21 protein-coding genes are annotated in these 26,066 nt (G+C 63.6%); 9 read left to right on the plus strand and 12 right to left on the minus strand.

From position 1 onward, the window contains the following. Positions 1 to 168: 168 nt before the first annotated feature. On the minus strand, positions 169 to 588 hold the full coding sequence (dksA, locus tag ACT54B_RS00005; RefSeq protein WP_476041829.1) for an RNA polymerase-binding protein DksA: 420 nt from the start codon (positions 586 to 588) through the stop codon (positions 169 to 171). A 332-nt stretch (positions 589 to 920) separates the two neighbouring features. Between dksA and ACT54B_RS00010 the strand changes: the two genes are divergently transcribed. From ACT54B_RS00010 to ACT54B_RS00030, 5 genes are all read left to right on the plus strand, one after another. Next, the gene (locus ACT54B_RS00010; protein WP_476041830.1) at positions 921 to 1,385 is read left to right on the plus strand and encodes a SixA phosphatase family protein; all 465 of its coding nucleotides are present in this window, start codon (positions 921 to 923) and stop codon (positions 1,383 to 1,385) included. Positions 1,386 to 1,462: 77 nt separating this feature from the next. Further along, positions 1,463 to 1,873: a VOC family protein gene (locus tag ACT54B_RS00015; protein WP_476041832.1), complete on the plus strand. Its 411-nt coding sequence runs from the start codon at positions 1,463 to 1,465 to the stop codon at positions 1,871 to 1,873. A 3-nt stretch (positions 1,874 to 1,876) separates the two neighbouring features. Beyond that, positions 1,877 to 3,349, plus strand: coding sequence for a YcjX family GTP-binding protein (locus ACT54B_RS00020; protein WP_476041834.1), 1,473 nt, complete (start codon positions 1,877 to 1,879; stop codon positions 3,347 to 3,349). Continuing rightward, entirely contained in the window at positions 3,346 to 4,434 is a 1,089-nt protein-coding gene (locus ACT54B_RS00025; RefSeq protein WP_476041836.1) for a YcjF family protein, read from the plus strand. The genes ACT54B_RS00020 and ACT54B_RS00025 overlap by 4 nt, the downstream gene beginning before the upstream one ends. Positions 4,435 to 4,548: 114 nt before the next feature. Continuing rightward, complete coding sequence (locus ACT54B_RS00030; protein WP_476041838.1) at positions 4,549 to 5,100, plus strand: hypothetical protein; 552 nt, start codon at positions 4,549 to 4,551, stop codon at positions 5,098 to 5,100. 60 nt (positions 5,101 to 5,160) lie between these two features. On the opposite strand, the gene folK is transcribed toward ACT54B_RS00030, so the two are convergent. The 3 genes from folK to folP are packed head-to-tail and all read right to left on the minus strand — an operon-like array spanning position 5,161 to position 6,909. Beyond that, positions 5,161 to 5,682 carry a 2-amino-4-hydroxy-6-hydroxymethyldihydropteridine diphosphokinase gene (gene folK, locus ACT54B_RS00035; protein WP_476041840.1) on the minus strand — a complete coding sequence of 174 codons (522 nt, stop codon included), beginning with the start codon at positions 5,680 to 5,682 and terminating at the stop codon, positions 5,161 to 5,163. Continuing rightward, positions 5,672 to 6,040: a dihydroneopterin aldolase gene (gene folB, locus ACT54B_RS00040; RefSeq protein WP_476041842.1), complete on the minus strand. Its 369-nt coding sequence runs from the start codon at positions 6,038 to 6,040 to the stop codon at positions 5,672 to 5,674. Before folB ends, folK begins: the two co-directional genes overlap by 11 nt. Then, positions 6,037 to 6,909 carry a dihydropteroate synthase gene (gene folP / locus ACT54B_RS00045; RefSeq protein ID WP_476041844.1) on the minus strand — a complete coding sequence of 291 codons (873 nt, stop codon included), beginning with the start codon at positions 6,907 to 6,909 and terminating at the stop codon, positions 6,037 to 6,039. The genes folB and folP overlap by 4 nt, the downstream gene beginning before the upstream one ends. Positions 6,910 to 7,010: 101 nt before the next feature. On the opposite strand from folP, the gene ACT54B_RS00050 reads away from it, so the two are divergent. Beyond that, the gene (locus tag ACT54B_RS00050; RefSeq protein WP_476041846.1) at positions 7,011 to 7,652 is read left to right on the plus strand and encodes a DUF922 domain-containing Zn-dependent protease; all 642 of its coding nucleotides are present in this window, start codon (positions 7,011 to 7,013) and stop codon (positions 7,650 to 7,652) included. A gap of 266 nt (positions 7,653 to 7,918) precedes the next feature. Here ACT54B_RS00050 and ACT54B_RS00055 read toward each other — a convergent pair whose 3' ends face one another. Next, entirely contained in the window at positions 7,919 to 8,239 is a 321-nt protein-coding gene (locus tag ACT54B_RS00055; protein ID WP_476041848.1) for a 2Fe-2S iron-sulfur cluster-binding protein, read from the minus strand. 174 nt (positions 8,240 to 8,413) lie between these two features. Beyond that, positions 8,414 to 8,782: an Hpt domain-containing protein gene (locus tag ACT54B_RS00060; protein WP_476041850.1), complete on the minus strand. Its 369-nt coding sequence runs from the start codon at positions 8,780 to 8,782 to the stop codon at positions 8,414 to 8,416. Between the two features lie 442 nt (positions 8,783 to 9,224). Between ACT54B_RS00060 and ACT54B_RS00065 the strand changes: the two genes are divergently transcribed. After that, on the plus strand, positions 9,225 to 15,917 hold the full coding sequence (locus tag ACT54B_RS00065; RefSeq protein WP_476041852.1) for an apolipoprotein A-IV repeat region-like domain-containing protein: 6,693 nt from the start codon (positions 9,225 to 9,227) through the stop codon (positions 15,915 to 15,917). Positions 15,918 to 16,048: 131 nt separating this feature from the next. Here the strand turns inward: ACT54B_RS00065 and ACT54B_RS00070 are convergent, their stop codons facing one another. The 6 genes from ACT54B_RS00070 to ACT54B_RS00095 all read right to left on the minus strand — a co-directional run bounded on the left by ACT54B_RS00070 (position 16,049) and on the right by ACT54B_RS00095 (position 22,334). Next, a complete protein-coding gene (locus tag ACT54B_RS00070; protein ID WP_476041854.1) occupies positions 16,049 to 16,675 on the minus strand; it encodes an ABC-type transport auxiliary lipoprotein family protein in 627 nt (208 codons plus the stop codon). Positions 16,676 to 16,680: 5 nt separating this feature from the next. After that, complete coding sequence (locus tag ACT54B_RS00075) at positions 16,681 to 18,051, minus strand: MlaD family protein (protein ID WP_476041856.1); 1,371 nt, start codon at positions 18,049 to 18,051, stop codon at positions 16,681 to 16,683. A 74-nt stretch (positions 18,052 to 18,125) separates the two neighbouring features. Next, on the minus strand, positions 18,126 to 18,914 hold the full coding sequence (locus tag ACT54B_RS00080; protein WP_476041858.1) for an ABC transporter ATP-binding protein: 789 nt from the start codon (positions 18,912 to 18,914) through the stop codon (positions 18,126 to 18,128). A 3-nt stretch (positions 18,915 to 18,917) separates the two neighbouring features. Next, complete coding sequence (locus tag ACT54B_RS00085) at positions 18,918 to 20,072, minus strand: ABC transporter permease (protein ID WP_476041861.1); 1,155 nt, start codon at positions 20,070 to 20,072, stop codon at positions 18,918 to 18,920. A gap of 105 nt (positions 20,073 to 20,177) precedes the next feature. Continuing rightward, complete coding sequence (locus ACT54B_RS00090) at positions 20,178 to 21,371, minus strand: MFS transporter (RefSeq protein WP_476041863.1); 1,194 nt, start codon at positions 21,369 to 21,371, stop codon at positions 20,178 to 20,180. Positions 21,372 to 21,521: 150 nt separating this feature from the next. Next, a complete protein-coding gene (locus ACT54B_RS00095; protein ID WP_476041865.1) occupies positions 21,522 to 22,334 on the minus strand; it encodes a UDP-2,3-diacylglucosamine diphosphatase in 813 nt (270 codons plus the stop codon). A 241-nt stretch (positions 22,335 to 22,575) separates the two neighbouring features. Between ACT54B_RS00095 and ACT54B_RS00100 the strand changes: the two genes are divergently transcribed. Continuing rightward, entirely contained in the window at positions 22,576 to 24,900 is a 2,325-nt protein-coding gene (locus tag ACT54B_RS00100; protein WP_476041867.1) for an NADP-dependent malic enzyme, read from the plus strand. A 249-nt stretch (positions 24,901 to 25,149) separates the two neighbouring features. Then, on the plus strand, positions 25,150 to 26,043 hold the full coding sequence (locus ACT54B_RS00105) for a hypothetical protein (RefSeq protein WP_476041869.1): 894 nt from the start codon (positions 25,150 to 25,152) through the stop codon (positions 26,041 to 26,043). The last annotated feature ends 23 nt before the right edge of the window (positions 26,044 to 26,066 follow it).

Below are 26,066 nucleotides of genomic sequence, written 5' to 3' on the forward strand. Positions count from 1 at the left end.
CAAGCAGGAGGTCTCTCAACGACTGTGTAGAACTCGTCCAGTCCTCCACCGAAGGTGGAGGTTTCTCTATTTCATAACGAAAAAGACCGGGTGGAACACCACCCGGTCTTCAATATGCGAAGGGCATGAAGGAAACAAAAAACGCCGCTTCGGAAGCGGCGGCCAGTTTCATTCGTCCCGGTATACTTTTTCGCGGCGCTCGTGCCGTTCCTGGGCTTCGATCGACAGCGTGGCGATCGGACGGGCATCCAGGCGTTTGATGCCGATAGGCTCGCCCGTTTCCTCGCAATAACCGTAGGTGCCGTCCTCGATCCGCTGCAAGGCAGCATCGATCTTGGAGATCAGCTTGCGCTGACGATCACGGGCACGCAGTTCGATGGCACGATCGGTTTCCGAGGATGCGCGATCGGCGAGGTCAGGATGGTTGGCGCTTTCTTCGGCCAGATGGTCGAGGGTTTCGCGCGCCTCCCTGAGAATGTCGTTTTTCCAGGCCAGAAGTTTCGCCTTGAAATAGGCCCGCTGCGACGGGTTCATAAACTCATCGGATTCCGAGAGGACATAGGTACTAAGATCGATCTTCTCACTCAACGCGATTCTCCTGAAGAACATCTCGTGTGGGCGGTGTATATCGCAACAAAGCCTTGAGGTTCAAGCCTCCGTCGCGCAGTTCACAACCACCAGTGCAAGGGCTGTGCCATGCGCCGGAAAAAACCCATGCCACGAAAGTTTGAACGGCTTTTTTCCCTTTGATTTCAATTTTATGACAGAAGCTTCTGGAGCGAGGCTTGATCGGCCGGCGCCAGGCGGAACGGTTTGGGTTGACGAAGCGGTCCCAACCCCGCTAGGTCAATAAGCGATTTGAAACCTACTGGACCCGCCGGATGCCCTTCCTTCCGCCACCGCCTTCGCGCATCTTTCTGATGCGCCATGCACAAGCCGGCTGGGCAAAGCCGGGCCAGACTGATTTCGACCGGATGCTCGATCCGGTAGGGCGCGAAGAGGCGGCCGCAGTGTCGCGGCTTGCGGCCGATTCCGGCTTTCGACCCGATCTCGTCCTCTGCTCCACCGCCGCCCGTTGCCGTGAAACGGCAGCCGCCTTTCTGGACGCTTTTGCCTCGCCTCCGGGCATTATCTACTGCCAGGACCTCTATAATGCCCCGCCAACGGCCTATTTCGAGCAGATTTCCCGGCATGCGGAGCATCAGAGCCTGCTGCTGATCGGGCATAATCCCGCCATGGAGGAAATCCTCGAGACGCTCAGCGGCATGCGCGCCTGTGCCGATGTGGTTCCGGACGGCTACCCGACGGCGGGCTTTGCGGTGCTGACCCATGTGGGCGCCATCGCCGATGAGGCCTGGACCATCAGCGCGTTCCTGCGCCGCTAGGTCTGGACCTTCCGGTCCGCCCTCTGGCATCCTATATCCGGTGGGACAGCAATCGCGCCTTGCCGAGGAAGGACATCATGGCCATCACGGGTCTGAACCACATCAACATAAGGGCCGAGCAGCCCTTGCTCGACGCGCTGAAGCATTTTTATCGGGATGTCCTCGGGCTGACCGAAGGATATCGCCCTCCCTTTCAGGCGGATGGATGCTGGCTCTATGCCGGGCCTTTGCCCCTTGTGCATCTTTATGAGGCAGCCGCCGGACAGAACCGTCCCGAAACGGCACGGGGGCCCATCGATCACTTCGCCTTCGATTGCGAGGACCTAAACGCCACGAAGGCGCGGCTCCAGGGCCTTGGGATCGCCTTTACCGTGAAGAGCCTGCCGGAGACCGGCAACCCCCAGATCTTTCTCTTCGATCCTGCCGGGAACCGCATCGAACTTCAGTTTGCCCCGCCCTCCGCGGATGGCCTCGATGACGGCGCCTGATCCATGGCCACGCCAATCACAAGCTTTACCGATGAGGCGCTGATCGCCTTCGATCACCTGAGCGCCCGGGCCGGCAACCTCTTCAGCCCGACGCTGCGGCTGGGCGTGACCGGGCTGTCGCGCGCTGGAAAGACCGTCTTCATCACTTCCCTCGTTCATAACCTGCTGAATGGCGGACGCCTGCCGCTGTTCGAGCCGATGCGGGCCGGCCGGATTGCTTCCGTCAAGCTTGACGCACAGCCGGACGATGCCGTGCCCCGCTTCCAGTATGAGGATCACATCCGCGATCTCCTGCAGGAACGGGTCTGGCCCGAGAGCACGCGGCAGATCGCCGAATTGCGGCTGACGATCCGCTATCAGAGTGCCAGCGGCTGGAACCGCCTGTTTCACCCCGGCCAACTCTCCATCGATATCGTCGATTATCCCGGGGAATGGTTGCTGGACCTGCCCTTGCTGGGACAGGATTACCGCACCTTCAGCGCCAATACCGTCGCGCTGGCCCGCAATGGCGTGCGCGCGGTGCTGGCGGAAGAATGGATGGCAATTGCCTCCGGCATGGTTCCGGATGCGGCCGCCGGAGAGCCGGAAATCCGCCGGCTGTCGGATGCCTTTGCCCGCTACCTGCGCGCCTGCCGCGACGACGAACGCTCCCTGTCGACCCTGCCGCCCGGCCGCTTCCTGATGCCCGGCGATCTCGATGGGTCGCCTGCCCTCACCTTTGCGCCGCTGCCCGATCTTTCCGATCGGCCCGCCGCGCGGGACTCGCTGCACGCCACCATGGAGCGCCGCTTCGAGGCCTATAAGTCCAATGTGGTGAAACCCTTTTTCCGCGGGCATTTCGCGCGCCTCGACCGTCAGGTCGTGCTCGTGGATGCCTTGCAGGCCGTCAATCGCGGATCGGAGGCGGTTGAGGATCTGGAAAGGGCACTCTCGGACGTGCTGGCCTGCTTTCGTCTCGGGCGTGGCGGACTGCTCTCCGCCCTCACAGGCAGCCGCATCGACCGCGTCCTGGTCGCGGCCACCAAGGCGGACCATCTCCACCACGAAGGCCACGAGCGGCTGGAAGCCATCGCCCGCCGCATCACCGAACGGGCGCTGACCGGGATAGGCCTGAGCGGCGCCGGGTTCGACGTCATGGCGCTCGCAGCGGTCCGCGCCACCCGCGAAGCCTATGTGGAGCGTCATGGCGAACGCCTGCCGGTCATTTCAGGCACGCCCATGGCAGGCGAACGGATCGGCGGCGAGATCTTCGACGGCATCAGGCAAACGGCCATATTTCCCGGTGACTTGCCGGCGGATCCGGAATCGGTTTTTGAAGATGTGGCGCCGGGCAAAACCCGCCCCTCCCATGCGGTGGAAGTGGTTCGCTTTCGTCCGCCCGCGCTGGATGTGACAGCGGGGGGCCTCAAGCTCTCCGTTCCGCATATCCGGCTTGATCGTGCCCTCCAGTATCTTCTGGGAGATTATCTCGCATGAGCCCTTCACGCGACGAGGAAAAGAACGGCGGCGGGCGCAACCCCGGCGCTTTCGATGTCGGCTCGGTTGGAGACAAACGTCCTGGCGCCGAACCGCTTCGTGCGCCCCGCAAGCCGCAAAGCTTCTCGGGCCCGGTCACCCTGACGCCCGATGAGGACGATCCCTTTCTGCGGGAAGCCGCGGCCCTGCCCGCCGCCGTCACCCCGGCCCCCCGGCGCTTCTCGCTCGGCGGAATTGCGGCGACCGCCTTCGGTCTTCTGCTTTCGCTGGCGGTCGGTATCTGGATCGACGACCTGATCCGCGCCCTGTTCGACCGTTCGACCTGGCTCGGCTATGTGTCGCTGGGCGTGGTTGCGGTTTTCGTTCTCGCGCTTGCAGGCGTGGTCGCACGGGAAATTGCCGGCCTCTACCGGCTCCAGTCGGTTCTGTCGCTCAAGGCCGATGGCGAGGCCGCGTCCCGCAATCGCCAGCCGGATGCGGCCCGAGCCGTCATCGCCCGGCTGGAGAACCTGTTTGCCAATCGCCCGGAAACCGCCAAGGGCCGCGCCCTTCTGGCCGCCACCCGCGACGATGTGATCGATGGCCCGCATCTGGTGGCGCTCGCTGAAGTGGAACTGCTCGGCCCGCTGGATGCGGAGGCCCGGCGCATCGTCCTCGATTCGGCCAAGCGTGTATCGATCGTCACGGCGGTCAGTCCGCGCGCCGTCGTCGATATCGCCTATGTCATCTACGAGGCTTTCCGGCTGATCCGGCGTATCGCCACGCTTTACGGAAGCCGGCCCGGCTCGCTCGGCCTTCTGCGGCTGGTGAGGGACGTCGTCGCCCATCTGGCGGTGACGGGAACCATTGCGGTGGGGGACAGTCTGGTCCAGCAGGTCCTCGGCCATGGCGTCGCCTCCCGCCTCTCGGCTCGATTCGGCGAGGGCGTGATCAACGGGCTGATGACGGCGCGCATCGGAATTGCCGCGATGGATTATTGCCGCCCGCTGCCCTTCAAGGCACGAAAACGGCCCGGAATTGGCGATTTCATCAGCGACCTCAACCCCACATCGCTGTCGGGTGAAGGGGCCAGCGAAGCGCGCTGAACCAGCCAAAGATCCCGCAAAGCCTAGGTTTTAGACCGGCGATCAACCAAGCATTAACCAATCTGCCGCATAAATCGACGCACGTCTTGCCTGTAGCTCGTCCAAGGAATGCCCATGCACACGCGTCGTTTTTCCGCTCTCGCCGGCCTCGCGGCCGCCTTCGCCGGCACTGCCGCCCTTTCCGTTCCGGCGGCTGACGCCGCCCAGCGGGACCGCGCCTTTTTCGAACAGGTCGCGGGCTCATGGAAAGGCCCGGGCGAAATTGTCGCCGGAAAGTACAAGGGCACGAAATTCTCCTGCAGCCTTTCCGGCGAAGCAACCGTCGATGGCAAGACCGGCTTGAAACTCGACGGCACCTGCCGGGTCGGCCTGTTCAGCCAGCCGATGACCGCGGTCCTGTCCGAGACCGGTTCCAGCTACAAGGGCCGGTTCCTGGATGGCGCCTCTGGCAAGGGTCTCGACATCATTTCCGGGCGCGTGAACAAGGACAACGTCGTTCTCGGGATCAACCGCTCGAAGCTGAACGGCGCCATGATTGCCCGCCTCGATGGGGACAATGCCATGAACGTGACGATTTCCGTGAAGGTCGATGACAAGATGATTCCCGTGATCGGGATGAAGCTGGCCCGCGATGTCGACGACATCAAGGTTGGCGCGATCAAGTAGGAAAATCCGGGCTCCTGACGGAAAAAGGCGGCTTCGGGCCGCCTTTTCGCATGAATGGGCCTATTTCTCCCGCCACCAGACTGCCGGCAAGCCGGCATTCTCGATGCCGGACAGATCGGCCGTTTCCAGCCAGCTGCTGACCGGCGCGCCCTTGACCACCAGGGCCGGGGCAATATCGCTGAGTGGCTTCAGCACGAAACCCCGTTCCGTCATGCGGGGATGCGGCAGCTCAAGCCGCTCATTCGCCTCCACCCGGTCCTCATAGGTCAGCACGTCGATGTCGATCGTGCGAGGCCCCCAGCGCTCGACACGCACACGCTTCATCTCCCGTTCGATTCCCAGGCAGGCATCGAGAAGATCGACAGGTGGAAGGATCGTTTCCACCAGCGCACAGGCATTGAAGAAGTCCGCCTGGTCGGTCTTGCCCCACGGCGGCGTCCGGTAGACGGCCGAGACGGCCAGTACCCGGCAATCCGGCCGGCCATCGAGCATGCGCAGCGCCTCCGCCATGGCGTGGACGGGATCGCCCACATTGCCGCCGAGCCCAAGCGTGGCCGTAAAGGTGACGGGTTCAGGCCGCATGGGTCACCGTGACCTGCACATGATCGAGAACACCGGGAATGGGGGCCGAAGGCTTGCGCACCGTGATCGCCGCCAGCCGGATCTGCGGGAAACGGGCACAAAGCGCCTTGGCGATATCGAGCGCCAGCGCCTCGATCAGCTGTTTGCGCGTTTCCGTCACGATCCGTTCGATCACCTGAAAGGCCTCGCCATAATGCACGGTATCGTCGATGCGGTCGGTCTCGAGCGCACTCCCGCGCGACACGTCGAGCGCTGCGTCCACAAAGAAGCGCTGTCCAAGCACCGCCTCTTCGGCAAGCACCCCGTGGCGCGCGAAGAAAGCGCAGTTCTTCATTTCGATGCGATAGGTCTCGTTCATGCGGTGGCTTCCGGTTTCAGGGACAGGCGACGTTCTGCGGCGATCACGGCATTGGCCACGAAAAGCGCATCCCGGTTGGGCGACACGTCATGGACGCGGAAAATCGCCGCGCCTTGCTGGCGCAGGTAAAAGGTGGTCGCTGCCGTCGCCACATCCCGCTCGGACGCCACGGTTCGGCCGGACATGGCGCCGATGAACCGTTTGCGCGAGGTGCCCGCCAGCAGGGGCAGTCCGAATGCATGCAGCTCCGAAAAGCGCGTCATCAGCTCCAGATCTTCCTCCGCATTCTTGGCGAAGCCGAAGCCCGGATCGAGCACGATGCGGCCGCGGTCGACGCCCGCCGCCGCGGCAATGTCCAGCGACCGGTTGAGAAACACCATCTGGTCTTCGATGAGATCGGGCAGCTTCTCACGACCGCGCCCCGTATGCATCAGGCACAGACCGGCGCCCGCCCGGGCCGCAACCGCGGCAATCTCGGGTTCGCGCTGCGCGCCATGCACATCGTTGACGATATGGGCCCCCGCTTCGAGAGCCAGACGGGCTGTCTCCGCGCGGTAGGTATCGATGGAGAGGAGCACGTCGGTTCGGGCTGCAAGCGCCTCGATGACCGGCAGCACCCGGTCCTGTTCTTCCTGCGCATGCACTTCGGCTGCGCCGGGCCGGGTCGATTCGCCGCCGATGTCGAGGATCGCCGCCCCGGCTTCCGCACAGGCCAGCGCATGGGCGATGGCCGCTTCGGCGCCCCCGTGCACCCCGCCGTCAGAAAAGGAATCCGGCGTGACGTTGATGATGGCCATGATGGCGCCGGCCTCCAGATCGAGGCTGCGGCCACGACCGACCTGCCAGGTTCTGTGCGCGTGCAAATTCACCGGATGCCTCCCCTGTGGATCACGTTTTGGCAATGTAGCGCTTGCGCTTCCCGTGCCTATGCAGCAAGGTTCGCCCGAGTTCAACCTCACGGATTTCAAGAATGCCATTTGCCGCCCGGCGTCCAGGCCTTTTCCTCGCTGCCGCCCTCGCAAGCCTTTTTCTCGGCACGGTCGAGGCTCCGGCCGAAACCATCGTCCACAAGACCATTTCCTACTTTTCCATTGGCGGCAAGACCGCCACTGATCTCGACCGCGAACTGCAAAAGCGCGGTCCGATGCTGTCTTCCACGGGCGCGCGTCACCCCGGTGCGACCCGCATCCGCTTCGGCGGCGATGTCACCTATGTGCAGGCAGACGGCCGCTGCCGGATCGGCAACGCGCGGGTGACGGTCACCACCAAGATCTTTTTGCCCAAGTGGAAGTATCGCTCGAGCGCGCCGCACAACCTCGCCTTGTTGTGGGATACCCTCGCAGCAGACATTCGCCGCCATGAGGAACGACACGCGGAAATTGCCCGCACCCATGCACGCGAGATGGAACGGGCTCTGCTGGCCCTGCCCTCCACACGGGACTGCGCCACGCTGCAAGAGAGGGTCAGCCGGATTTCTGCCGAAAAAGTCGACTCGCATGACCGGGATCAGGCCCGGTTCGACCGCATCGAGGCGGCAAATTTCGAAGATCGGATGATTCGGCTGCTGAAAGCCCGGATGGGCGCACAAGGGCGAGAAAAAACACCCGGTTAGCGGCGACGAACGCTTGACGCGACGACAAACGAAACTTGCGCGAAGCTGGATGCAATCCCTTCGAATAACCGGTAATTTCTAACGATTTAAAATACGGCGATTATGGGTTATTAATAAACCCATGAGTTGCAGTTGTCTCTCGGGTTCCCTGTTCTCCTGGTGCGTCTCAGAGCCGCAGGCGTTCTCCTCCCTCGCCCTGCCGGTGATGCACCCATCTCGCCTCGCCGGCTCCTAGCTGCCCGCGAGGCTTTTTTTTGGGCTCTAGCTCAGGCCTGACGCTCCGGCACATGCACGACGAGGCCGTCAAGGTCTGCCGACATCTTGATCTGGCAGGACAGGCGCGACGTGGGGCGCACGTCGAAGGCGAAGTCCAGCATGTCTTCTTCCATGGTCGCGGGAGGACCGACCCGTTCGGACCAGGCGTCGTCCACATAGACATGGCAGGTGGCACAGGCACAGGCGCCGCCGCATTCCGCCTCGATGCCGGGTACCGAGTTGCGAACGGCATTTTCCATCACCGTGGTGCCATTGGCGGTTTCCAGATCGTGGCGCGTGCCGTCAAAGGCGACGATGGTCAGTTTCGTCATTTTATGCAGTTCCGGTGATTTACGCGTTGCAAGGCGGCTGTCTTCGCTCAAAATCCCCGTCCAGTCAACAACGGGAACAGGCGCGCATCGTCGCAAGCGCCCGCGCCGCCACGGGGCGCAGGGGCTTCTATCCCCTGTGCCGGAACGGCACTGCGCGCGGCCCCCTCCTGTGCCTCAACGGCACAGTTTCAGGATGAAGTTCTCGGCCTTGAGAATGGCGGAACCCGCCTGCGCGACCAGCGCGGCATCCGAAGGCGTGTCTTCCAGACGGCCGGCAATGGCCGCGACTTCATGCGCTCCGATCGCCGACGCGGCCCCTTTCAGCCGGTGCGCGACCGCCTGCCGCGTGGCGGCATCCGCTTCGGAAAGCTCGGCAAGGCAGGCCCTCGCCTGGCGCGCGAAGATCTGAAGCACTTCAATTTCCAGCGTTTTTTCGCCCATGGTCTGCTTTGCGAGATGGACGAGATCGATGGGGCGGGTGGAGGAAGGGCATGGGCCAGCCGAGAGTTCCGGGGCCTCGAACGCAATATTCAACGCTGCCATTGTTTATATCTTCCCTGTTATTGTTGTAGCGGTACGACATTCTGTGCCGCATCAGGACGCCATCCCGTTAAAAACAGGCACAATCAAGGCTGATTTCGGCGATTATGGTTAACGGCTTCTAAATACCCGCAACAAAAGGGAATATGATGCGGGTGAGGCTTTAAAATATGTTAACAAACCGGCCTGAACCCCGGCGCCGTCGGTGCGGGTTCATTGTGCAACACATCGGGATGTGGCACTAAAGCATTGTAAAGCTAGATAAAGGCGACGATACCGCCTTTTTGCCGGCCAAACGGGACACTGGTGTCAGAGCGGCGACACCCATCAGCGCCCACGGCAGAAAGACCGGATAGTCAGTATGGAGTGCCTTTCGGAAATCGCGACGCGCTGAGCCGCAGGCGGATCTGCAGGACACTTCCAACCGGATGACGAGGCAGTGCGCATGGCGAACGGAAGAGGCGGAGACCCCCTGGGTGACAAGGCCTATCAGGCTCTCGAGGATGCCCTGCAACCGAAATTTGACGACAAAGGCCGGCCGCGCGCCGGAGCAAGGCCCGATGGCCGGGAGGCAAATGTGGCGGATAACATGAAGCAGCGTCCGAAGACCGCCGCCGAGCAGGCGGCACGCAGGGCCGGCGCGGATGCATCCCGTCCGGCGCCGGAAGGTCCCAAGGGACAGGCGGGTTCCCCGGCCAATGATGGCCGCCGGTCGCCGTCCGCCATGCTGCGCAATCTGGAAGGCGCCTCCATGCGCGCCGCCATCCGCAACGCCACATTGATCTCCCTGCTGTGGACCGCCGTGGTCGTCGGCGCCGCCCAGGGCCTCTACGGACAGCAGCTCTGGCAGTTTTCCACCATGTCCGACGTGTTCGGCATGCCGCGCCTGATCCTTCTCCTGCTGGCGATCGTGCTGCCGGTCATGATGATCTTCGCCTATTCGGTGATGATCGCCCGCGCCCAGGACATGCGCAATGCCGCTCGCTCCATGGCAGAACTCGCCCTTCGCCTCGTGGAGCCGGAGAACATCGCCTCCGACCGCATCATGAATGTGGGCCAGGCCGTACGGCGCGAAGTCACGGCCATGAACGAGGGCATCGAACGCACCATTGCGCGCGCCACCGAGCTGGAAGCGCTGGTGCATTCGGAAGTCAATGCGCTCGAGCGCAGCTATGCCGACAACGAGATGCGGGTCCGCTCGCTCGTTCAGGAACTGGGTTCCGAACGGGAAGCGATCAGCAGCCATGTGGAGCGGATCCGGTCCTCCATCATCGGCGCGAACGAGCAGCTGAAGGAAGAGATGTCGCTGGCCACGGAGGAAATTTCCGTTCGCCTCGCCACGTCGGGTGAAGCCTTCGCCCAGCTGATCGATACCCGCGCGGCCTCCCTGCTGGAAAAGTCCGATCTCGCAGCGCAGAATATCAGCGTCCTGCTCTCGGGCAAGGCAAACTCCATCGTGGAGGCCATGGATACGTCCAGCCTTGCGCTGGTTCGCGAATTCGATACCCGCCTCGAAGCGTTGAGCTCCACGCTCTCCAATCGCGGCGGCGAGCTGTTGAGCCAGTTCGAAACCCGCGCGTCCACGCTGGACGCCAATACCGAACGCCTGAATGCCGCCCTGAACGAGCGCGCCAACCAGCTGAACGAGACGCTGATCGCCCGCACGCGGGAAATCAACGAGAGCCTGTCCAACAGCCAGACCTCCCTGTCCGGCACGCTGGACGACGTGCTGGCCAAGCTGAATTCCAATCTGGACGAGAAGAGCGCCACCTTCCGCCAGAACCTGCAGCTGACCGCCGACGAAGCCGTCATGGATCTCGATATCCGCTCCGGCTTCTTCGTCGAGCGCATGCAGGCCACGACCAGCCAGCTCTCCACCGTGTTCGACGAGCGTTTCGCCGAGTTCTCCGAAGCCTTCGAGCAGAAATCCGGCTCGCTCGACACCAAGCTCATGGAAAGCCTTGCCCGCGTCAACGAGACCTTGTCGAGCGGCTCGGAATCGCTGGAAAGCATCCTGTCCACCAGCATCGACCGGCTGGGCACCTCGCTCAACGACCAGTCCTTCGCGCTGGCGACCGCGCTCGGCACGGGCCAGGAGGTCATCGAGAACGCGATCGATACCCGCGTCCGCGAGATCACCGGCACGCTGGAACATCGCAGCAATGAAATCACGAGCTTCCTCAGCGACACGGCCCGGAGCATCAACGACAACCTGACCGAACGCACGGGCGAGATCGCCTCGTCGCTCGGCGCGCGGGCCGAGGAATTCACCACCACGCTCAATGCCAAGACGAGCGAGATCACCTCGACGCTCGCCGAGAAGACCTCCGAACTGACGAGCGAACTCGATTTCCGCACGATGGAACTGACGGCGGCACTGGGTGCCCGCTCCGAGGAAATCACCTCGGCCCTGTCGAACAAGACGACGGAAATCGCCTCGGCGCTGACCGAGAAGACCGCCGAACTGTCGACCGAGCTCGACTACCGCACCATGCAGCTGACCGCAGCCCTGGGCGCGCGTTCGGAGGAAATCACCACCGCGATCGCCTCCAGCACGCAGGAAATGAGCGACTCGCTCTCCAACCGCATGCAGGACATGAATGCCTCGCTGGAGAACCGCACCCGCGAGTTCAAGTCCGTGCTCGATCACCGCTCGGAGGAAATCACCAGCGCGCTGGCCGACCGAACCGCGGAGATCGCGGGTTCGCTCGCATCCGCAGAAGCCCGCATCGACACCGTCATGCGCGACCGCAGCGGCGCGCTGACCGAAAAAATGAGCGCCAATGCCGAGGAACTCAACCAGTCCCTTTCTGGCGCCGAAATCCGGCTCGATACCCTCCTGCGCCAGCGCGGACAGGTCATCACCGAAGCCGTGGAGGGTGGCGCATCCGCCATTTCCAGCACGCTCGTTTCCGCCGAAAGCCGCATCGACCTGCTGATGCGGGAGCGTGGGGCAGCCCTTGCCGATGCCATCGCCGCCAATACGGCCGATATCGGCGACAAGATCGACGCGCGCATGTCCGGTCTGTCCGATGTGCTCGATTCCGGCAACCGCCAGATCGTCGAAACCATCGAAACCCAGACGGCGACGCTGTCCGGCATGGCGGAAACGACCCAGGCCGCAATCAACGAAACGCTGGGCCGTCGCGCCGATGACTTTGCGCTGGTTCTCGAACAGGGCCGCGCGCGCATCGAAAACACCATCACCGTGCGGTCCGAGCGTCTGGCCGAAACGGTCGAGTCGACTCGCGGCGAGATTGCCAGGACCCTCGACAAGAAGGCCCAGGATCTGGCCGACGCCCTTGCCGAAGGCACGCTGACCCTCGGTCTCTCCCTCGAAACCCAGGTGGCCACCGCCCTCGACGGCGTGGGCGATGCCGAACAGCGTCTGACCCAGGCGCTGGACAACAAGGCGGAAGCGCTGCGGCAGGCCTATGAGGACAACCAGCTTCGCCTGCAAAGCGTTCTGGAAGGCTCGGCCAACCGTCTGGAATCCACCATTCTCATCGGCGCCCGCCGGATCGAGGATACGGTCTCCAGCAGCGTCGGCCATATCGATGGCTCGCTCTCCACCAGCGCGCTGCAGATGGAACAGACCCTCAATTCGGGTGTCAGCCGCCTGACCACCTCGCTGGAAAGCACGGCCCACGCCCTGAGCAACACGGTTCTCTCCGGCGCCATGCAGATCGAAACCTCGCTCAGCACCGGTTACGACCAGATCCATGGCACCGTGACCGAAGGCTATGAGCGGATCCACGGCTCGCTCACCGGCACCCACGAGCAGCTCCGCCAGACCCTGGAAAGCGGCCATGCCGCCCTGGACGGCACCTTGCAGACCGCCCGCGGACAGCTCGAATCCGTTCTGTCGGAGCAGACCATGGCGCTTGGCACCACGGTCGCCACCAGTGCCAGCATGCTGGAACTCTCCCTCGAGGACCAGAGCACCGCCCTGCGTCAGGCAATCGAAAGCTCGTCCCGTGACATGGAAACCCGCCTGCGCGGCACCGCCGGCATGATTGCCAGCCAGCTGAGCAGCGCGGCCACCGACGTGAACAATGCCGCCACCGCCGCATCGAGCCAGGTGGAGCAGACCGTCGAAATGCTCGCAAGCCGGATGATCGACACCAGCAACCGCGTGGAAACCACGCTGATTGCCGTCGAGGACCGGATCCGCGAAGGCGTTACGGGCATTACGCTCCGGGTGGACGAGGCTGCCCACACCTTCGGCGACACGCTTTCCGAGCGCGTTCAGGATATCGACCGGGTCAGCACCGAAGCGACCGGCCGCCTCTCCGACATGCTGGACAGCCGCGTGTCCACCATCGAGGAAACGATGGGCGCGCGCACGGCCACCATCGATCAGCGCCTGCAGCAGCTGGATGGCGCCCTCGCCGTCGGTCTGGACAATGTCAACCGCACGCTGGAAGACAAGGCCGCCGGGCTTGCCATCACCCTGCGCGGTGCCGTGGCCGATGCCGCCGGCAACCTCGAATCCGAGATCGGCCGCACCACCGAGCGGCTGGGCGCCGCCAGCGACAGCTTCCTCGAAAAGATCGGCCAGAAGAACCTGGAATATACCCAGGCCATGGAAGAGCGTTCGGAACGGATCGTTGGACGCGTCACCGAATCGCAGAGCCGTCTGGCCGCGCAGGCCGCAGCGGTTGCGGAAACCTTCTCCGCCGCCGGCAATGCGATCGTGAACAAGGTCAGCGAAGCCGAAAGCCTCGTCAGCAGCCAGGTCAGCGCCATTACCGAAGTGCTTGCCGGTGCCGAACAGGTTCTGTCGAGCCAGGGCACGGCCATCCGCGACAGCCTTGGAACGGCCCGCAACGAACTGACCGATGCGCTGGGCGATGTCGAGCGTGCCCTGACGAACCGGAACGAGGCCATCAAGACCGGCCTGGAAAACCAGGCGCGCGAAATCGACAGCACCCTGTCCCAGGTCGATCGCGCGCTGGAAGCCCGCGGCAATTCGGTCCGCACCGCACTGGACGAGCGTTCGCGCGAACTCAATTCCATGCTGGCCGGCCGCGCCCAGGAACTCAACCAGCTGGTCGACGAGAAGCTCGTGCCGGTGGTCGATACCTTCGCCGCCACGGGCCGTGAGGCCGCGGACCAGATCAGCCTGGCCGCCCGCAACAGCGCAGAACGGCTGCGTCAGGAAAATGCGGCCCTGATGGACGCGATGATCCAGCGCGCCGATGCCACGGCCCAGAACCTCGGCCGTGTCGAAAGCACGCTGACCGAGAATGTCACGGGCCTCATCGACCGTCTCTCGCAGAGCAATGCCGGGATCGCCGATACGGTCAGCCGCACGACGGAAGCCCTGAAGTCGGTGACCGAGCAGATGGACGAAACCAGCAACCAGTTCAGCGAAACGGCCGAACGCGCCGCAGAACGCGTGACGGCGTCCACGCGCTTCCTGGAAGGCAAGGTGGACAAGCTCTCGGGCATTTCCTCCGATACGCTTGCGCAGGTGTCCACCATCGTCGCCCGCTTCTCCGACCATTCGAAGGTCCTCGGTCAGGCTTCGGAACTCCTCTCGGCAGCCCAGAGCAATCTGTCCAGCACGCTGGAAGAGCGCGAGGAGGCCCTGCGCCAGCTGGCAATCGGTCTGGTCAATCGCTCCGACGAAATCGCCGGCACCATGCGCTCCCTCGGCGACATGGTGGATGGGGCCTTCGATCGCGCCGAACAGCGCTCGCAGCAGGTCGCCGGCAGCCTTCGCCAGGGCTTCCAGTCCTCCTTCGCCGATGTCGGCCGCGTTCTCTCCGATGCGGAGAAGCGCACCCAGCAGGTCGCCGATACGCTGCGGGAAACGATGGCACAGGCCGGCCAGGATGCGAGCCAGTCGCTCGAAAAGTCCTTCGGCGATGTCAGCCGCCTGCTGAGCGAAACGGAAAAGCGGTCGTCCTCGGCGGCAGAAAGCCTGCGCAACTCCGTGGCCTCGGCCGCGCAGAATGCGAACCAGCTTCTCGACGGCGCCTTCGGCGAGGCCGAAAAGCGCGCGGTCGGTCTGTCGGAGCGCATGCTCTCCAGCCTCACGGCATCGCTGGCGGAACTGGATCAGGTGGTGGATGCCTCGGCCAAGAAGTCCGGCTCTGCGGCCCACGCCATGCGGGAAGCGCTGCGCCAGAGCGTCGACGACGCGGTGGCCCGCTTCGACGGCGCGACGGAGGAAATCCGCCGGACCGCCAACGAGATCCGCAAGGAACTCGACATGACCCGCAACGAACTGAAGCGCGGCGCCTTCGACCTGCCGGAAGAAGCCAAGGAAAGCGCGGCCGCCATGCGCCGCGCCGTTTCGGAGCAGATCAAGGCCCTGCAGGACATTTCGCAGATCGTCGGCAAGTCGACGCGCCAGTTCGAGGTTTCGGATCAGTCGCTCCGGGCTCTTGCTAGCGCGCAACCGGCGCCGCGGCCGTCCGTTCCGGTCCTGTCGGATGACGACGAAACCGACCTGCGCGGTTCTCTGCCCATCGAGCGCCCCGCGCCGGCGCCCCGCAGCCAGGAGATCCGCCGCGAGCCGCCGCGGACCGAATATCGCCGCGAGATGCAGCCGGAGCCGGTGCGTCAGGAGCCGCGCGAGACCCGCATCGAGACCCGTCCGGAACCCCAGCCCGAGCCCCGTGGCGAAGGCGGGGGCTGGATCAGCGACCTGCTGCGCGGTGCTTCCCGCGAAGAGCCGGCCGATCTTCCGCCCAGCCCTGCCCCGCGCAGCCCGGTTGCCACGGCCCGTCCCGTTGCGGAGGCACCCGTGCCCCCGCGCGGCAGCGATCCGCGCAATCCGCGCCACATGGTCGAGTCGCTGAACTCGCTTTCGGTCGATATCGCCCGCGCCATCGATCACGATGCGTCGGTGGACCTGTGGCGACGCTACCAGCGCGGCGAACGGGATGTCTTCACCCGCCGCCTCTACACGCTGAAGGGTCAGCAGACCTTCGACGACATCAAGCGGAAATATGAGCGCGAGCCGGAATTCCGCCAGGCCGTCGACCGCTACATCGCGGATTTCGAAAAGCTGCTGGGCGACGTGGCCCGCACGGACCGGGACAAGACCGTCACTCAGTCTTACCTCACCTCCGATACGGGGAAGGTCTATACGATGCTCGCTCACGCCTCCGGCCGGTTCAACTGAGCCGCCGGACAGCCATACGCAAAGAAAAACGGCGCCTTCGCGCCGTTTTTTTATGCTCAGGATGAAGAGAGGTTCAGGCGGCGATCAGCCCGGAGGGGCGTCCCTGACCGCAAGAGCGGCCCGAGCCCCGCTCAAAGCGATACGAGGACCCAGGCGACGATCTCGTCCGTCACCGCGCCGAAGGCCTTGTCCAGAGCCTTGACGAAAGAGGGGTTGCCGCTGCCCGCAGGCACTTCCGCGGCAAAGCTCTTCTGCGCGCGAATGGTGCCGTTGCGGTCGTTGAGCAGCTTGACCGATATTTCGACCCGTGCCCGGGCAGAGCCGCCGGTTACGATCTCGAAGGCGCGGATGTCGGAAACGATCTGGTCGTCGATGGCAAGGCCCTGCCCGGGCGTGCCGACCCCGGCCAGCTTGCCGGTGCCCTCGAGAGCCTGCACAAGACGGGCCTGTACCAGCCTCGGCAGTCGATCCGCCCATTGCGCCTTGGAGAGGTACTGGATTTCCGCGCCGCCGAGCCGCACGACGATCTGCTCGCTGTCGAGCGCCTTGACGGCCGAAGGTTCGGTCACGAGCACCTGCCGCTTGCGCGCAGGCGCGGTAACCGCGGGCGCCAGCGCCGTCAGATCATAGGTATCGGGCGCCGGCCCGGTTCCGCAGGAAGACAGAAGAAGAAGAGCGGCAGCGAGGATCACGCCCTGCCCGCCGGCCCGCCGCGACCAGTGCGATACGCCTGTTGCACCCGATATTGTCAACGCCATTGCCCTCACCGCCTGATACGCCCGTCATACTGCTTGACCGTCTCGCCACCGAAAATCAGCCGCTGCGGGTTACGGTCGAAATTATTGATCGTCTGGTTGAGATCCTGCACGGTCCGTCGGGTTTCGTCCACCAGCGTCTGCACATCCCGAAGCCCCGTTCCGGAGAAACGGTTGAGATTGTCCGCAATCGGTCCGATCTTGGCATTCAGCGTCTCCGCCACCTGCCGGAAGGAAATCACCGTCTTCTTCGCCTCGGCGAAGAGCGACTTGCCGTCATCGGAACCCACCAGGCCATCGACCTTCACGAGAATGCCGTCGACACGGCTGGAAGCGGCGTTCAGCTTCTTCGCCATCTCGGAAATATCCGAGATGGTCTGGTCGATCTCCTTGCGCCGCTTTTCCACATCGTCCGTCACGCCGCGAACCGAAGCCAGCGCCTTGCGCGCATCTTCTGCGGCGGCGGTCACATCGTCCACCGCCTTGCCGGTCTTTGCCGGATCGATGGAAGCCACCAGCTTGTCCACGCGCGCCAGGGTTTCGTTGGCACTGTCCCCGAAACGCTTGAAGCTGTCGGCGGTTTCCTCCACCTTCTGGATGGTGGTCTGTAGCTCGCCGGAGGCCGCGGCGAGATCGTTGCTCACCTTTTCCGCATTGGAAACCACCGTATCGATCTTCTTCGCATCGACCGCCTTGACGAGATTTTCGACCGCCGCCAGCGTGCCGTCGAGACGGCCGGAAACGCTGGTGACCGTTTTGGAAAGCGTGCTCACGCTTTGGAGAAAATCATCCACACCATCCGCATTGTCGCTGAGCGCCTTCGAGAAGGTCTCTGCATTGCGCACCGTATTGGTCAGCGGATCGCGCGATTCTTCCACGAAGCCCTGAATATCGCCGATGGCCTTGTCTGCCCGGCCGAGGATCTTGTCGGCGGTGGCCAGCAGGTTGGTCACGCTCGACTGATCGGCCAGAAGCACGGCGCGCTCGCCCTTGCGGCGCGCCTCCTTCAGCAGGTTTTCCTCGCCCGTATCGCCGCCCGACAGTTCCACATAGGCCGCACCCGTCAGGCCCTGGATCTCCAGGATCGCCTTGGTGGAGCGATAGATGGGCGCATCCGCGCTCACCTCGGTAAAGGCCACGGAAAATTGCGGATCTTCCGCATCGATGGCGAGATTGCGCACCGTACCGATGGAAATGCCGTTGAAACGCACGGGCGAACCCACGGAAAGCCCGTTGGCCGAACCCGGAATGCGGATGACCAGCTCTTCCATCGGGCCGCTGCGCCCATATTGCGCCATCCAGTAGATGAAGCCGAAGGCAGCCGCGATGACCAGCACCGCGAACAGTCCCACAATGGCGTAATTGGCTTTGGTTTCCATGGGTCGATCACTACTTTCCGTTGGCGAGGCGGGTCACGGGCAGGAACCCGGCCATGCGGGATATCGGAACTGGTCTATGGCGCATCGGCGGGCCTCACGATGGAGCGGGCACGCTTGCCACGGAAATAGGACTGCACCCAGGGATCGTCAAAGGCGAGCATATCCTCAACCGTTCCCTCGACCAAGACCCGCTTCTTCCCGAGCACCGCGATGCGGTCGCAAACCGAGAACAGGCTGTCGAGATCGTGGGTGACCATGTAGACCGTCAGCCCCAGCGTGTCGCGCAATTGCGCGATCAATTCGTCGAATTCCGCCGCACCGATCGGATCGAGGCCGGATGTGGGCTCGTCGAGGAAAACCAGGTCCGGATCGAGCGCCAGCGCCCGGGCCAGGGCCGCACGCTTGATCATGCCGCCGGAAAGCTCCGAGGGATATTTGTCGGCGGCATCGGGGGCGAGACCCGTCAGCGCGATCTTGAGATGAGCAAGCTCGTCCATCAGCTTCTGCGGCAGATCCAGATATTCCCGCATGGGCAGCTGGATGTTTTCCTTGACCGTCAGCGAGGAGAAGAGCGCGCCATGCTGGAACAGCACGCCAAGCCGCATGTCGAGCGCCGTGCGCTCGTTGTCGGAGAGCGTGTCGTAATCCTCCCCCAGGATGCGGATGGTGCCCGATCGGCGCGGCAGCAGGCGCAGCACCGTGCGCATGAGCACGGATTTGCCCGTTCCCGATGCGCCGACGAAGCCGAGGATTTCCCCCCGTCGCACATCGAGGTTCAGATGTTCCAGCACCAGTTTCTGGCCGAAACCGACGGTAACGTCCTCGACCGAAAGCACGATTTCAGACCGCTTGTCTTCCGCCATCCGTCAGAACCCTATCGAGGCGTAGAACATGGCGAAAAGCCCGTCCATGAGGATGACGACGAAGATGGACTTCACCACCGAGGCGGTGACCTGCTTGCCGAGGCTTTCCGCGCTGCCGCCGACCTTCAGCCCCTCGACGGCGGCCATCACGCCGATGGCGAGCGCCATGAAGGGCGCTTTCACCATGCCGGCGATGATGGTGGAAAAGGCCACGGCCTGGTGCAGGCGTTCGAAGAAAACGGCGAAGGTGATGCCGGAATAGGCAAAGGCAACGACGGCCGCACCCGCGAGCGCCGCAAAATTGGCAACGATGGTCAGCAGCGGCAGGACGACAGCGAGGGCGGCAAGACGCGGAAAGATCAGCACGCCGACGGGATTGAGGCCCATGACGAGCAGCGCATCCACTTCCTCGTTCATCTTCATGGAGCCGATTTCCGCGGTGATGGCGCTGCCGGAGCGGCCCGCGATCATGATGGCGGTCAACAGCACGCCCACCTCGCGCAATTGGAGGATGCCGACCAAGTCCACGACGAAGATTTCAGCGCCGAAATAGCGAAGCTGGAAGGCCCCCTGCTGGGCAATGATCGCGCCGATCAGGAAGGACATGAGCGTGATGATGGGCACGGCCCGCACGCCCATATTGTCCATCTGGTTGACCACGGCTGCGGGGGAAAGACCGCTGCTGCGGCCGAATTTCAACTGGGCTCCGCGAACGGCAGCCCCGAGGATGTTCATGGCCGAAACACCGTCGGCCCAGAAATCGTACACCGCCCGGCCGACGGGCTCGAACAGGATCTGAAACAGGGTCCGTCGCCGCGCCGGTGGCGCACTTCCTTCCGGCAAGCGATCCGGCAGCGCCTGCAGCAGTTCCGTGACGGGCGGCGACATGCCGGTCAGGGTCACTTTTACGCCTTTGGCGGCGGCGGCGGCGACCAGGGATTTCAGCACCCAGGCACCGCTGGTATCGACGGACACCACATCGGAGAAGTCGATTTCCAGCTCGCCGCCGTTGAGATTGGCAGCCACCCCGTCCATCGGCTTCAACACCGGCGGAAGGCTGATGCTGCGCCATTCGCCCGACAGGCGCAGGCGCTCGCCCCGCCCGTTGCCGAGCGGTTCTTTCTGAAGGGCAGCGGCCTTTGCCTGAGGGGTGCTCACCGGGCGGAAAACTCTTCGTACTGATTCACAGGATCAAGCCTTTACCATAGGTTAACCCTGCTTGCGCAGGACAATTCGACCAACACTGACAGTAACGGGCAAGATTCACCCGCCTGTTGCCTTAATGACGACAGCCGGCCTGCGCGCCCGGCCGAGAGCCGCGATCCCGGCACCCGTCAGCGCAACGAAGGCCATCAGCGTATAGGCATGCGTCCCGAAGGTCACATTCAGATAGCCGGACACGAATGTCGCTGCCGCCAGAAACGAACCATTATAGAAGTAATAGGTTCCCTGCGCCGATGCTTCCTGTTCGCCGCCCACCGTCTCCACGATCAGCCGCTGGATGCCGATATGGCAAAAACCGAAGCTGATGGCATGCATGCTCTGGAGAAGGACGAAGAAGCCATATTGCTCGGGATAGGGAAACAGCAGCCAGCGGATCATGGCCGCCGCCGTGCCGATTCCCATCAGCGCCCAGCCGGAAAAGCGCCCATAGAGCCGCTTGGAGAAAATGAAGGTGAGGATTTCCGCCAGCACGCCCGTCGCCCACAGGAAGGCGATGGAGGAGCCGGAAAAGCCGAGCTGGATCCAGTGGATCGAGGCGAATGTGTAAAGGATGGCGTGGCTCGACTGCACCACCGAAGCGCCGATCATGGCGAGCTGCAGGTCGGGACGGCGGAGCGACGCGGGGGCCGCCCGGACATCCGCTGCCGGCCGTTCCGCCCGGCCGGTGCGGGGCGCGAGAACACCCATGACGACCATCAGGAAGAAGCCGAAGAGCATGCCGTACAGCACCACCCCTCCACCCCAGGCCTGGATGGCATAGCCCCCGATCAGCGTGCTGACGATGAAGGCCGCCGACCCCCACAGGCGCATGCCGCCATAATCATAGCCGAACCGCCGTACCCCCGTAATCAGCAGCGATTCCGCCACCGGAATGAAGGGCGAATAGACCGCGCCCTGAAGCGTGTAGAGCAAGAGCACCGGCAGAAAGGCCGCCACGCCGAAAAGCCCCATCGCCGTTGCCAGCGACAGCACCGCAGAGGCGATCAGCACATAGGCGCGGTCGGGCAGACGGTCGGCCACCATGGCTGCCAGAGGCATGACGATGACGCGGATGATCAGCGGCACGCCCTGGATCACCCCGATTTCATAATCGCTGAAACCGAGGCCTTTCAGATAGACCGAGAAGAAAGGCAGGGCCATGCCGTTGACGACCATGGCCGAACAGAAGACGAGCGCACTGCGGGTGCGATACCAGGAGGGCGGGGCCTCCGGTGCGGGGATGGGAGCGGACATGACGGGCCTGAAAAGGGCGCTGCTTGGGAGGGACGCGCCGATGATTCACTGCAATGGCGCCAGTCTAGAGCAAACCGCCCCGTCCCGAAAGCACCAATCCCTTATGGAGAGGGTGCGGAAACACGGATAAAATCGGGAGGCCTGGCGTCGTCAGGCGGCGGCCGGCGGCGCAAGCCGCAGCTGCGGCTTTTCCGGCGGTGCGGCCGCCCCCTGCACCAGACCCCAGTTGATCAGCTCGAAGCGACCGTCCTCATGCTCGGCAATCGCCGTGCAGCTTTCCACCCAGTCCCCGGTGTTGAGGTAGGCGATCCCGTCGATCTCGGTCATGACAGCGTGGTGGATATGTCCGCAGATCACCCCATCCGCACCATGGCGACGGGCCTCGTCGGCCAGCACGGTCTGGAATTCCCCGATGAAGTTGACGGCCTGCTTCACCTGCTGCTTGGCCCAGGCGGAAAACGACCAGTAGGGCAAGCCGAACAACCGCCGGAGCGCGGCTAGGGCCTGGTTGATGTGCATGGCGATATCGTAAGCCCAGTCGCCGAGATAGGCGACCATGCGCGCATTGCGCACCACCACGTCGAATTCGTCGCCGTGCAGCACGAGGAACTTTCGCCCATCCGCCGTTTCGTGCATCGCGCGATCGGCCACTTCGATGCCGCCGAAATGCTTGCCGGGAAACGAGCGCAGGAATTCGTCGTGATTGCCGGGAATATAGATGATGCGGGCGCCCTTGCGCGCCTTCCGCAGGAACTTCTGCACCACGTCATTGCAGTCCTGCGGCCAGTACCAGCTGCGCTTCAGCCGCCAGCCATCCACGATATCACCGACCAGATAGATCGTATCCGCATCGTGATGGCGTAGGAAATCCAGAAGGAAGTTCGTCTTTGAAGCCTTCGACCCCAGATGGATATCCGAGATGAACAGGGTGCGGAACCTGCGTGCTTCGGTGTCTTCGCTCACGAAATGCCTCTTTCAACCGCCTCAGTCCTTGCTTGTTTCATAAGAAGCAGAGTCCTGTTTCACGATTGTGACAGGCAAGCAGGACGGCATGGCGAGGCGGACATCGGCGGCCAGACCACCCATGCGACCATTTTCTGACTTCCGGGGAACCGCATTTCCGTCTCCGGCACTTGTTTCGGTCCGTCATCCTGTCCTATTGCGAAGGTCTGATTGCGACAGATCGAACCGGGAGAATCGTGGAATGGCTGACGAAGGCAAGGCAAACACCGTCGAAAAGCTGACCGATGCCGCCGCGAGAGCGGATCTCGACGAGCAGGCGCTGTTCTATCACCGCTATCCGGGCCCGGGTAAGCTGGAAATCCAGGCCACCAAGCCGCTTGGCAACCAGCGCGATCTGGCGCTCGCCTATTCGCCGGGGGTCGCCGCACCTTGCCTTGCCATTCGCGACAATCCCGAACAGGCCGCCGATTACACCGCCCGTGGCAATCTCGTTGCGGTGATCTCGAACGGCACCGCCGTGCTCGGCCTCGGCAATATCGGCCCCCTCGCCTCCAAGCCGGTCATGGAAGGCAAGGCCGTCCTCTTCAAGAAATTCGCAGGCATCGATGTTTTCGATATCGAGATCGATGCGCCGACGGTGGAGGAGATGGTCAACACCGTCTCCGCCCTGGAGCCGACATTCGGCGGCATCAATCTCGAAGACATCAAGGCGCCGGAATGTTTCGAAGTGGAGCGGCAGCTCCGGGCCAAGATGAATATTCCGGTCTTCCACGACGACCAGCACGGCACCGCGATCATCGTGGCGGCGGCCGTCCTCAACGGTCTGGAACTGGCGGGCAAATCCCTCGCTTCCGTGAAGATCGTCGCCTCGGGCGCCGGCGCCGCCGCGCTGGCCTGCCTCAACCTGCTGTGCCTGCTCGGCGCCAGGCGCGAAAACATCTGGGTCCACGATATCGAAGGCCTTGTCTATCAGGGCCGGGCGGAACTGATGGATGAGTGGAAATCCATCTACGCGCAGGACACGGACAAACGGGTTCTCGCCGAAACCATCGAGAATGCCGATGTCTTCCTCGGCCTCTCCGCCGCCGGCGTTCTGAAACCGGAACTGCTGGCGAAAATGGCGCCGAGCCCGCTCATCATGGCGCTTGCCAATCCGGTGCCGGAAATCATGCCGGCGCTCGCCCGCGAGGCGCGCCCCGATGCGATGATCTGCACCGGCCGTTCGGACTTCCCGAACCAGGTGAACAATGTTCTCTGCTTCCCCTATATCTTCCGCGGCGCGCTGGATTGCGGCGCGAGCACCATCAACGAAGAGATGAAGATGGCCGCCGTGCGCGCCATCGCCGCCCTTGCCCGCGAAGAAGTCTCGGAAGTGGCTGCCAAGGCGCTCTCCGGCGAAACGCCCGTCTTCGGCCCGAACTATCTCATCCCCTCGCCCTTCGATCCGCGCCTGATCCTGCGCATCGCGCCGGCCGTGGCCCGTGCGGCAGCCGAAAGCGGCGTCGCCGCGCGCCCGATCACCGATTTCGATGCCTATCTGGACAAGCTCAACCGCTTCGTCTTCCGCTCGGGCTTCGTCATGAAGCCGATTTTCGCGGCGGCGAAGTCGGCGGAAAAGAAGCGGGTGATCTTCTCGGAAGGCGAAGACGAGCGCGTGCTGCGCGCCGCCCAGGTGCTGCTGGAAGAAAATATCGCCACGCCGATCCTCATCGGCCGTCCCGATATTCTGGAAAGCCGCATGAAGCGCTACGGCCTGCGCATCCGGCCCAATGTGGATTTCGAAGTGGTGAACCCGCAGGGCGATCCGCGCTATCGCGACTACGTGGAGGATTATCTGGCCCTGGTCGGCCGTCGCGGCGTCATTCCGGAAGCGGCGCGCACCATCGTGCGCACCAACACGACCGTCATCGGCGCCCTGGCCGTCCGTCGTGGCGATGCCGATGCGCTGATCTGCGGTCTCGAAGGCCGTTACGAGAAGCATCTGCGCGATGTGCGCCAGATCATCGGCAAGCGTGACGGCGTGCTGGATTTCGCCGGCCTCAGCCTGCTGGTTTCCCAGCGCGGCGCGACCTTCATGACCGACACCTACGTGACCTTCCAGCCGAGCGCGGAGGAAATCGCCTCCATGACCGTGCTGGCCGCCGCCGCCATCCGCCGCTTCGGCATCACGCCCAAGGCGGCGCTGGTGTCGCACTCCAACTTCGGCTCCCGCGATTCCGAAAGTGCCCGCAAGATGCGCGAGGCCCTGCAACTCGTCCGCGAGCGGGCCCCCGAGCTGGAAGTGGATGGCGAGATGCACGGCGAGTCCGCCATTTCCGAAGCCCTCCGGCAAAAGGTCATGCCGGCCACCACGCTCAGCGGAGAAGCCAACCTTCTGGTCTTCCCGAACCTCGATGCCGCCAACATCACCATGGGCGTGACGCGCGCCATGACCGATGGCCTGCATGTCGGACCGATCCTGCTCGGAACCGCCATGCCGGCCCATATTCTCGCGCCGTCGGTCACCTCGCGCGGGGTCGTCAACATGGCGGCGCTTGCGGTGGTGGAGGCCTCCCATCCGGCCTGATCCAGACTGGCTGACGTAACGTCAGCCAGCCCGCTCCACCCGTCCTTCCCTTAAGGAAAAGGACCTGTGGACAACATGCTTTAGCGTTAAGGTAAATATCAGGGAAGGTTTGCAATCCCGACGGCGTGTCGGCATGGTGGCCGCAATTTCCACAACCTGAACTATAGTGATGCCTCGGGAACTTCCACGAGGGATCGCCGTTTTTCATGGACGTTGAAACGCAATGCCATCCGTCGCCAGGAGCGTCCCGTGCCCATACGTTCGAAAGCCCTCTTCATCATGTTGCCGGTGCTGGCCATGGCGGGCCAGGCAGCGGCCTCGGATTACTGCGACATGCTGGCGGCCCGCCTCAACCAGATGCCGCAATTGATCGGCTCGTCGACCTCGGCCCACTACAAGGCCGAGTCCCTGTACCGCCTCAACCGTCTTGAAATCGCGATCCGCCGGGATCTGCGCCGGCTCGACTGCCCCAGCAACAGCATCGTGCTCATGAACGGCAATCAACATGCCTGTTCGGGCCTGGGCGAGGAACTGGCATCCGTGCGCGCCCAGAAGGAGCAACTGTCTTCGCTGCAACCCATTCTGAGCCAGACCATCGATGACGGCTCGGGTCTGAGTGCCGCGATCCTCAAGGAAATCAAGCGCGCCGGTTGCGATATCCGCGGCACGCAGCAGGATGTGGAGATTATCGGCACCGGCTCGCTTGGCAATGCGGCGCCGGAAATGCTGGATGCGCGCCCGGTCGCCTGGGGGCCGGACGAAGGCTCGACGTCCGAAGAGCAACAGGACCTTGCCACCGTGCTCGGCGACGATGCCGAAAGCGACTATGGCACGCCGGAAGCCTATGGAATGATCGAAATCCGCCCGAGCGACTCCGAAGAGATCGAGTCAGGCAAGATGGCCTCCGTCACGCTGCCAAAGCTGGAAGGGCAGGATTTTCTGAGCCGGCAGGGTTCGGTGGACATCCTGAGGACAAAGCCGTCCGCACCCGCGCAGAATGCCGGAAAACCGGAAGCGTCTCTGCCGGAGCGGGATTATAACCCCAACGATCCGAAGATCCGCAAGGTCGGCCCGGCATTTCTTGCCGAGAAGGAACAAGGCATTGAGCTTGGGGCGTCTGCGCCGGCCACCGCCCTTCGCTGATCGTCCCGGAATGCACGAAAGCC

The sequence above is a fragment of the Gellertiella sp. DMC107 genome, from assembly GCF_056313605.1.

Bases quoted from the DNA above. Each gene is read 5' to 3' on its own strand.
- ACT54B_RS00010 (WP_476041830.1), top strand. From the start codon at position 921: ATGCGCCATGCACAAGCCGGCTGGGCAAAGCCGGGCCAGACTGATTTC.
- ACT54B_RS00015 (WP_476041832.1), top strand. From the start codon at position 1,463: ATGGCCATCACGGGTCTGAACCACATCAACATAAGGGCCGAGCAGCCC.
- ACT54B_RS00020 (WP_476041834.1), top strand. From the start codon at position 1,877: ATGGCCACGCCAATCACAAGCTTTACCGATGAGGCGCTGATCGCCTTC.
- ACT54B_RS00025 (WP_476041836.1), top strand. From the start codon at position 3,346: ATGAGCCCTTCACGCGACGAGGAAAAGAACGGCGGCGGGCGCAACCCC.
- ACT54B_RS00030 (WP_476041838.1), top strand. From the start codon at position 4,549: ATGCACACGCGTCGTTTTTCCGCTCTCGCCGGCCTCGCGGCCGCCTTC.
- folK (WP_476041840.1), bottom strand. From the start codon at position 5,682: ATGCGGCCTGAACCCGTCACCTTTACGGCCACGCTTGGGCTCGGCGGC.
- folB (WP_476041842.1), bottom strand. From the start codon at position 6,040: ATGAACGAGACCTATCGCATCGAAATGAAGAACTGCGCTTTCTTCGCG.
- ACT54B_RS00050 (WP_476041846.1), top strand. From the start codon at position 7,011: ATGCCATTTGCCGCCCGGCGTCCAGGCCTTTTCCTCGCTGCCGCCCTC.
- ACT54B_RS00055 (WP_476041848.1), bottom strand. From the start codon at position 8,239: ATGACGAAACTGACCATCGTCGCCTTTGACGGCACGCGCCACGATCTG.
- ACT54B_RS00060 (WP_476041850.1), bottom strand. From the start codon at position 8,782: ATGGCAGCGTTGAATATTGCGTTCGAGGCCCCGGAACTCTCGGCTGGC.
- ACT54B_RS00065 (WP_476041852.1), top strand. From the start codon at position 9,225: ATGGCGAACGGAAGAGGCGGAGACCCCCTGGGTGACAAGGCCTATCAG.
- ACT54B_RS00070 (WP_476041854.1), bottom strand. From the start codon at position 16,675: ATGGCGTTGACAATATCGGGTGCAACAGGCGTATCGCACTGGTCGCGG.
- ACT54B_RS00075 (WP_476041856.1), bottom strand. From the start codon at position 18,051: ATGGAAACCAAAGCCAATTACGCCATTGTGGGACTGTTCGCGGTGCTG.
- ACT54B_RS00080 (WP_476041858.1), bottom strand. From the start codon at position 18,914: ATGGCGGAAGACAAGCGGTCTGAAATCGTGCTTTCGGTCGAGGACGTT.
- ACT54B_RS00090 (WP_476041863.1), bottom strand. From the start codon at position 21,371: ATGTCCGCTCCCATCCCCGCACCGGAGGCCCCGCCCTCCTGGTATCGC.
- ACT54B_RS00100 (WP_476041867.1), top strand. From the start codon at position 22,576: ATGGCTGACGAAGGCAAGGCAAACACCGTCGAAAAGCTGACCGATGCC.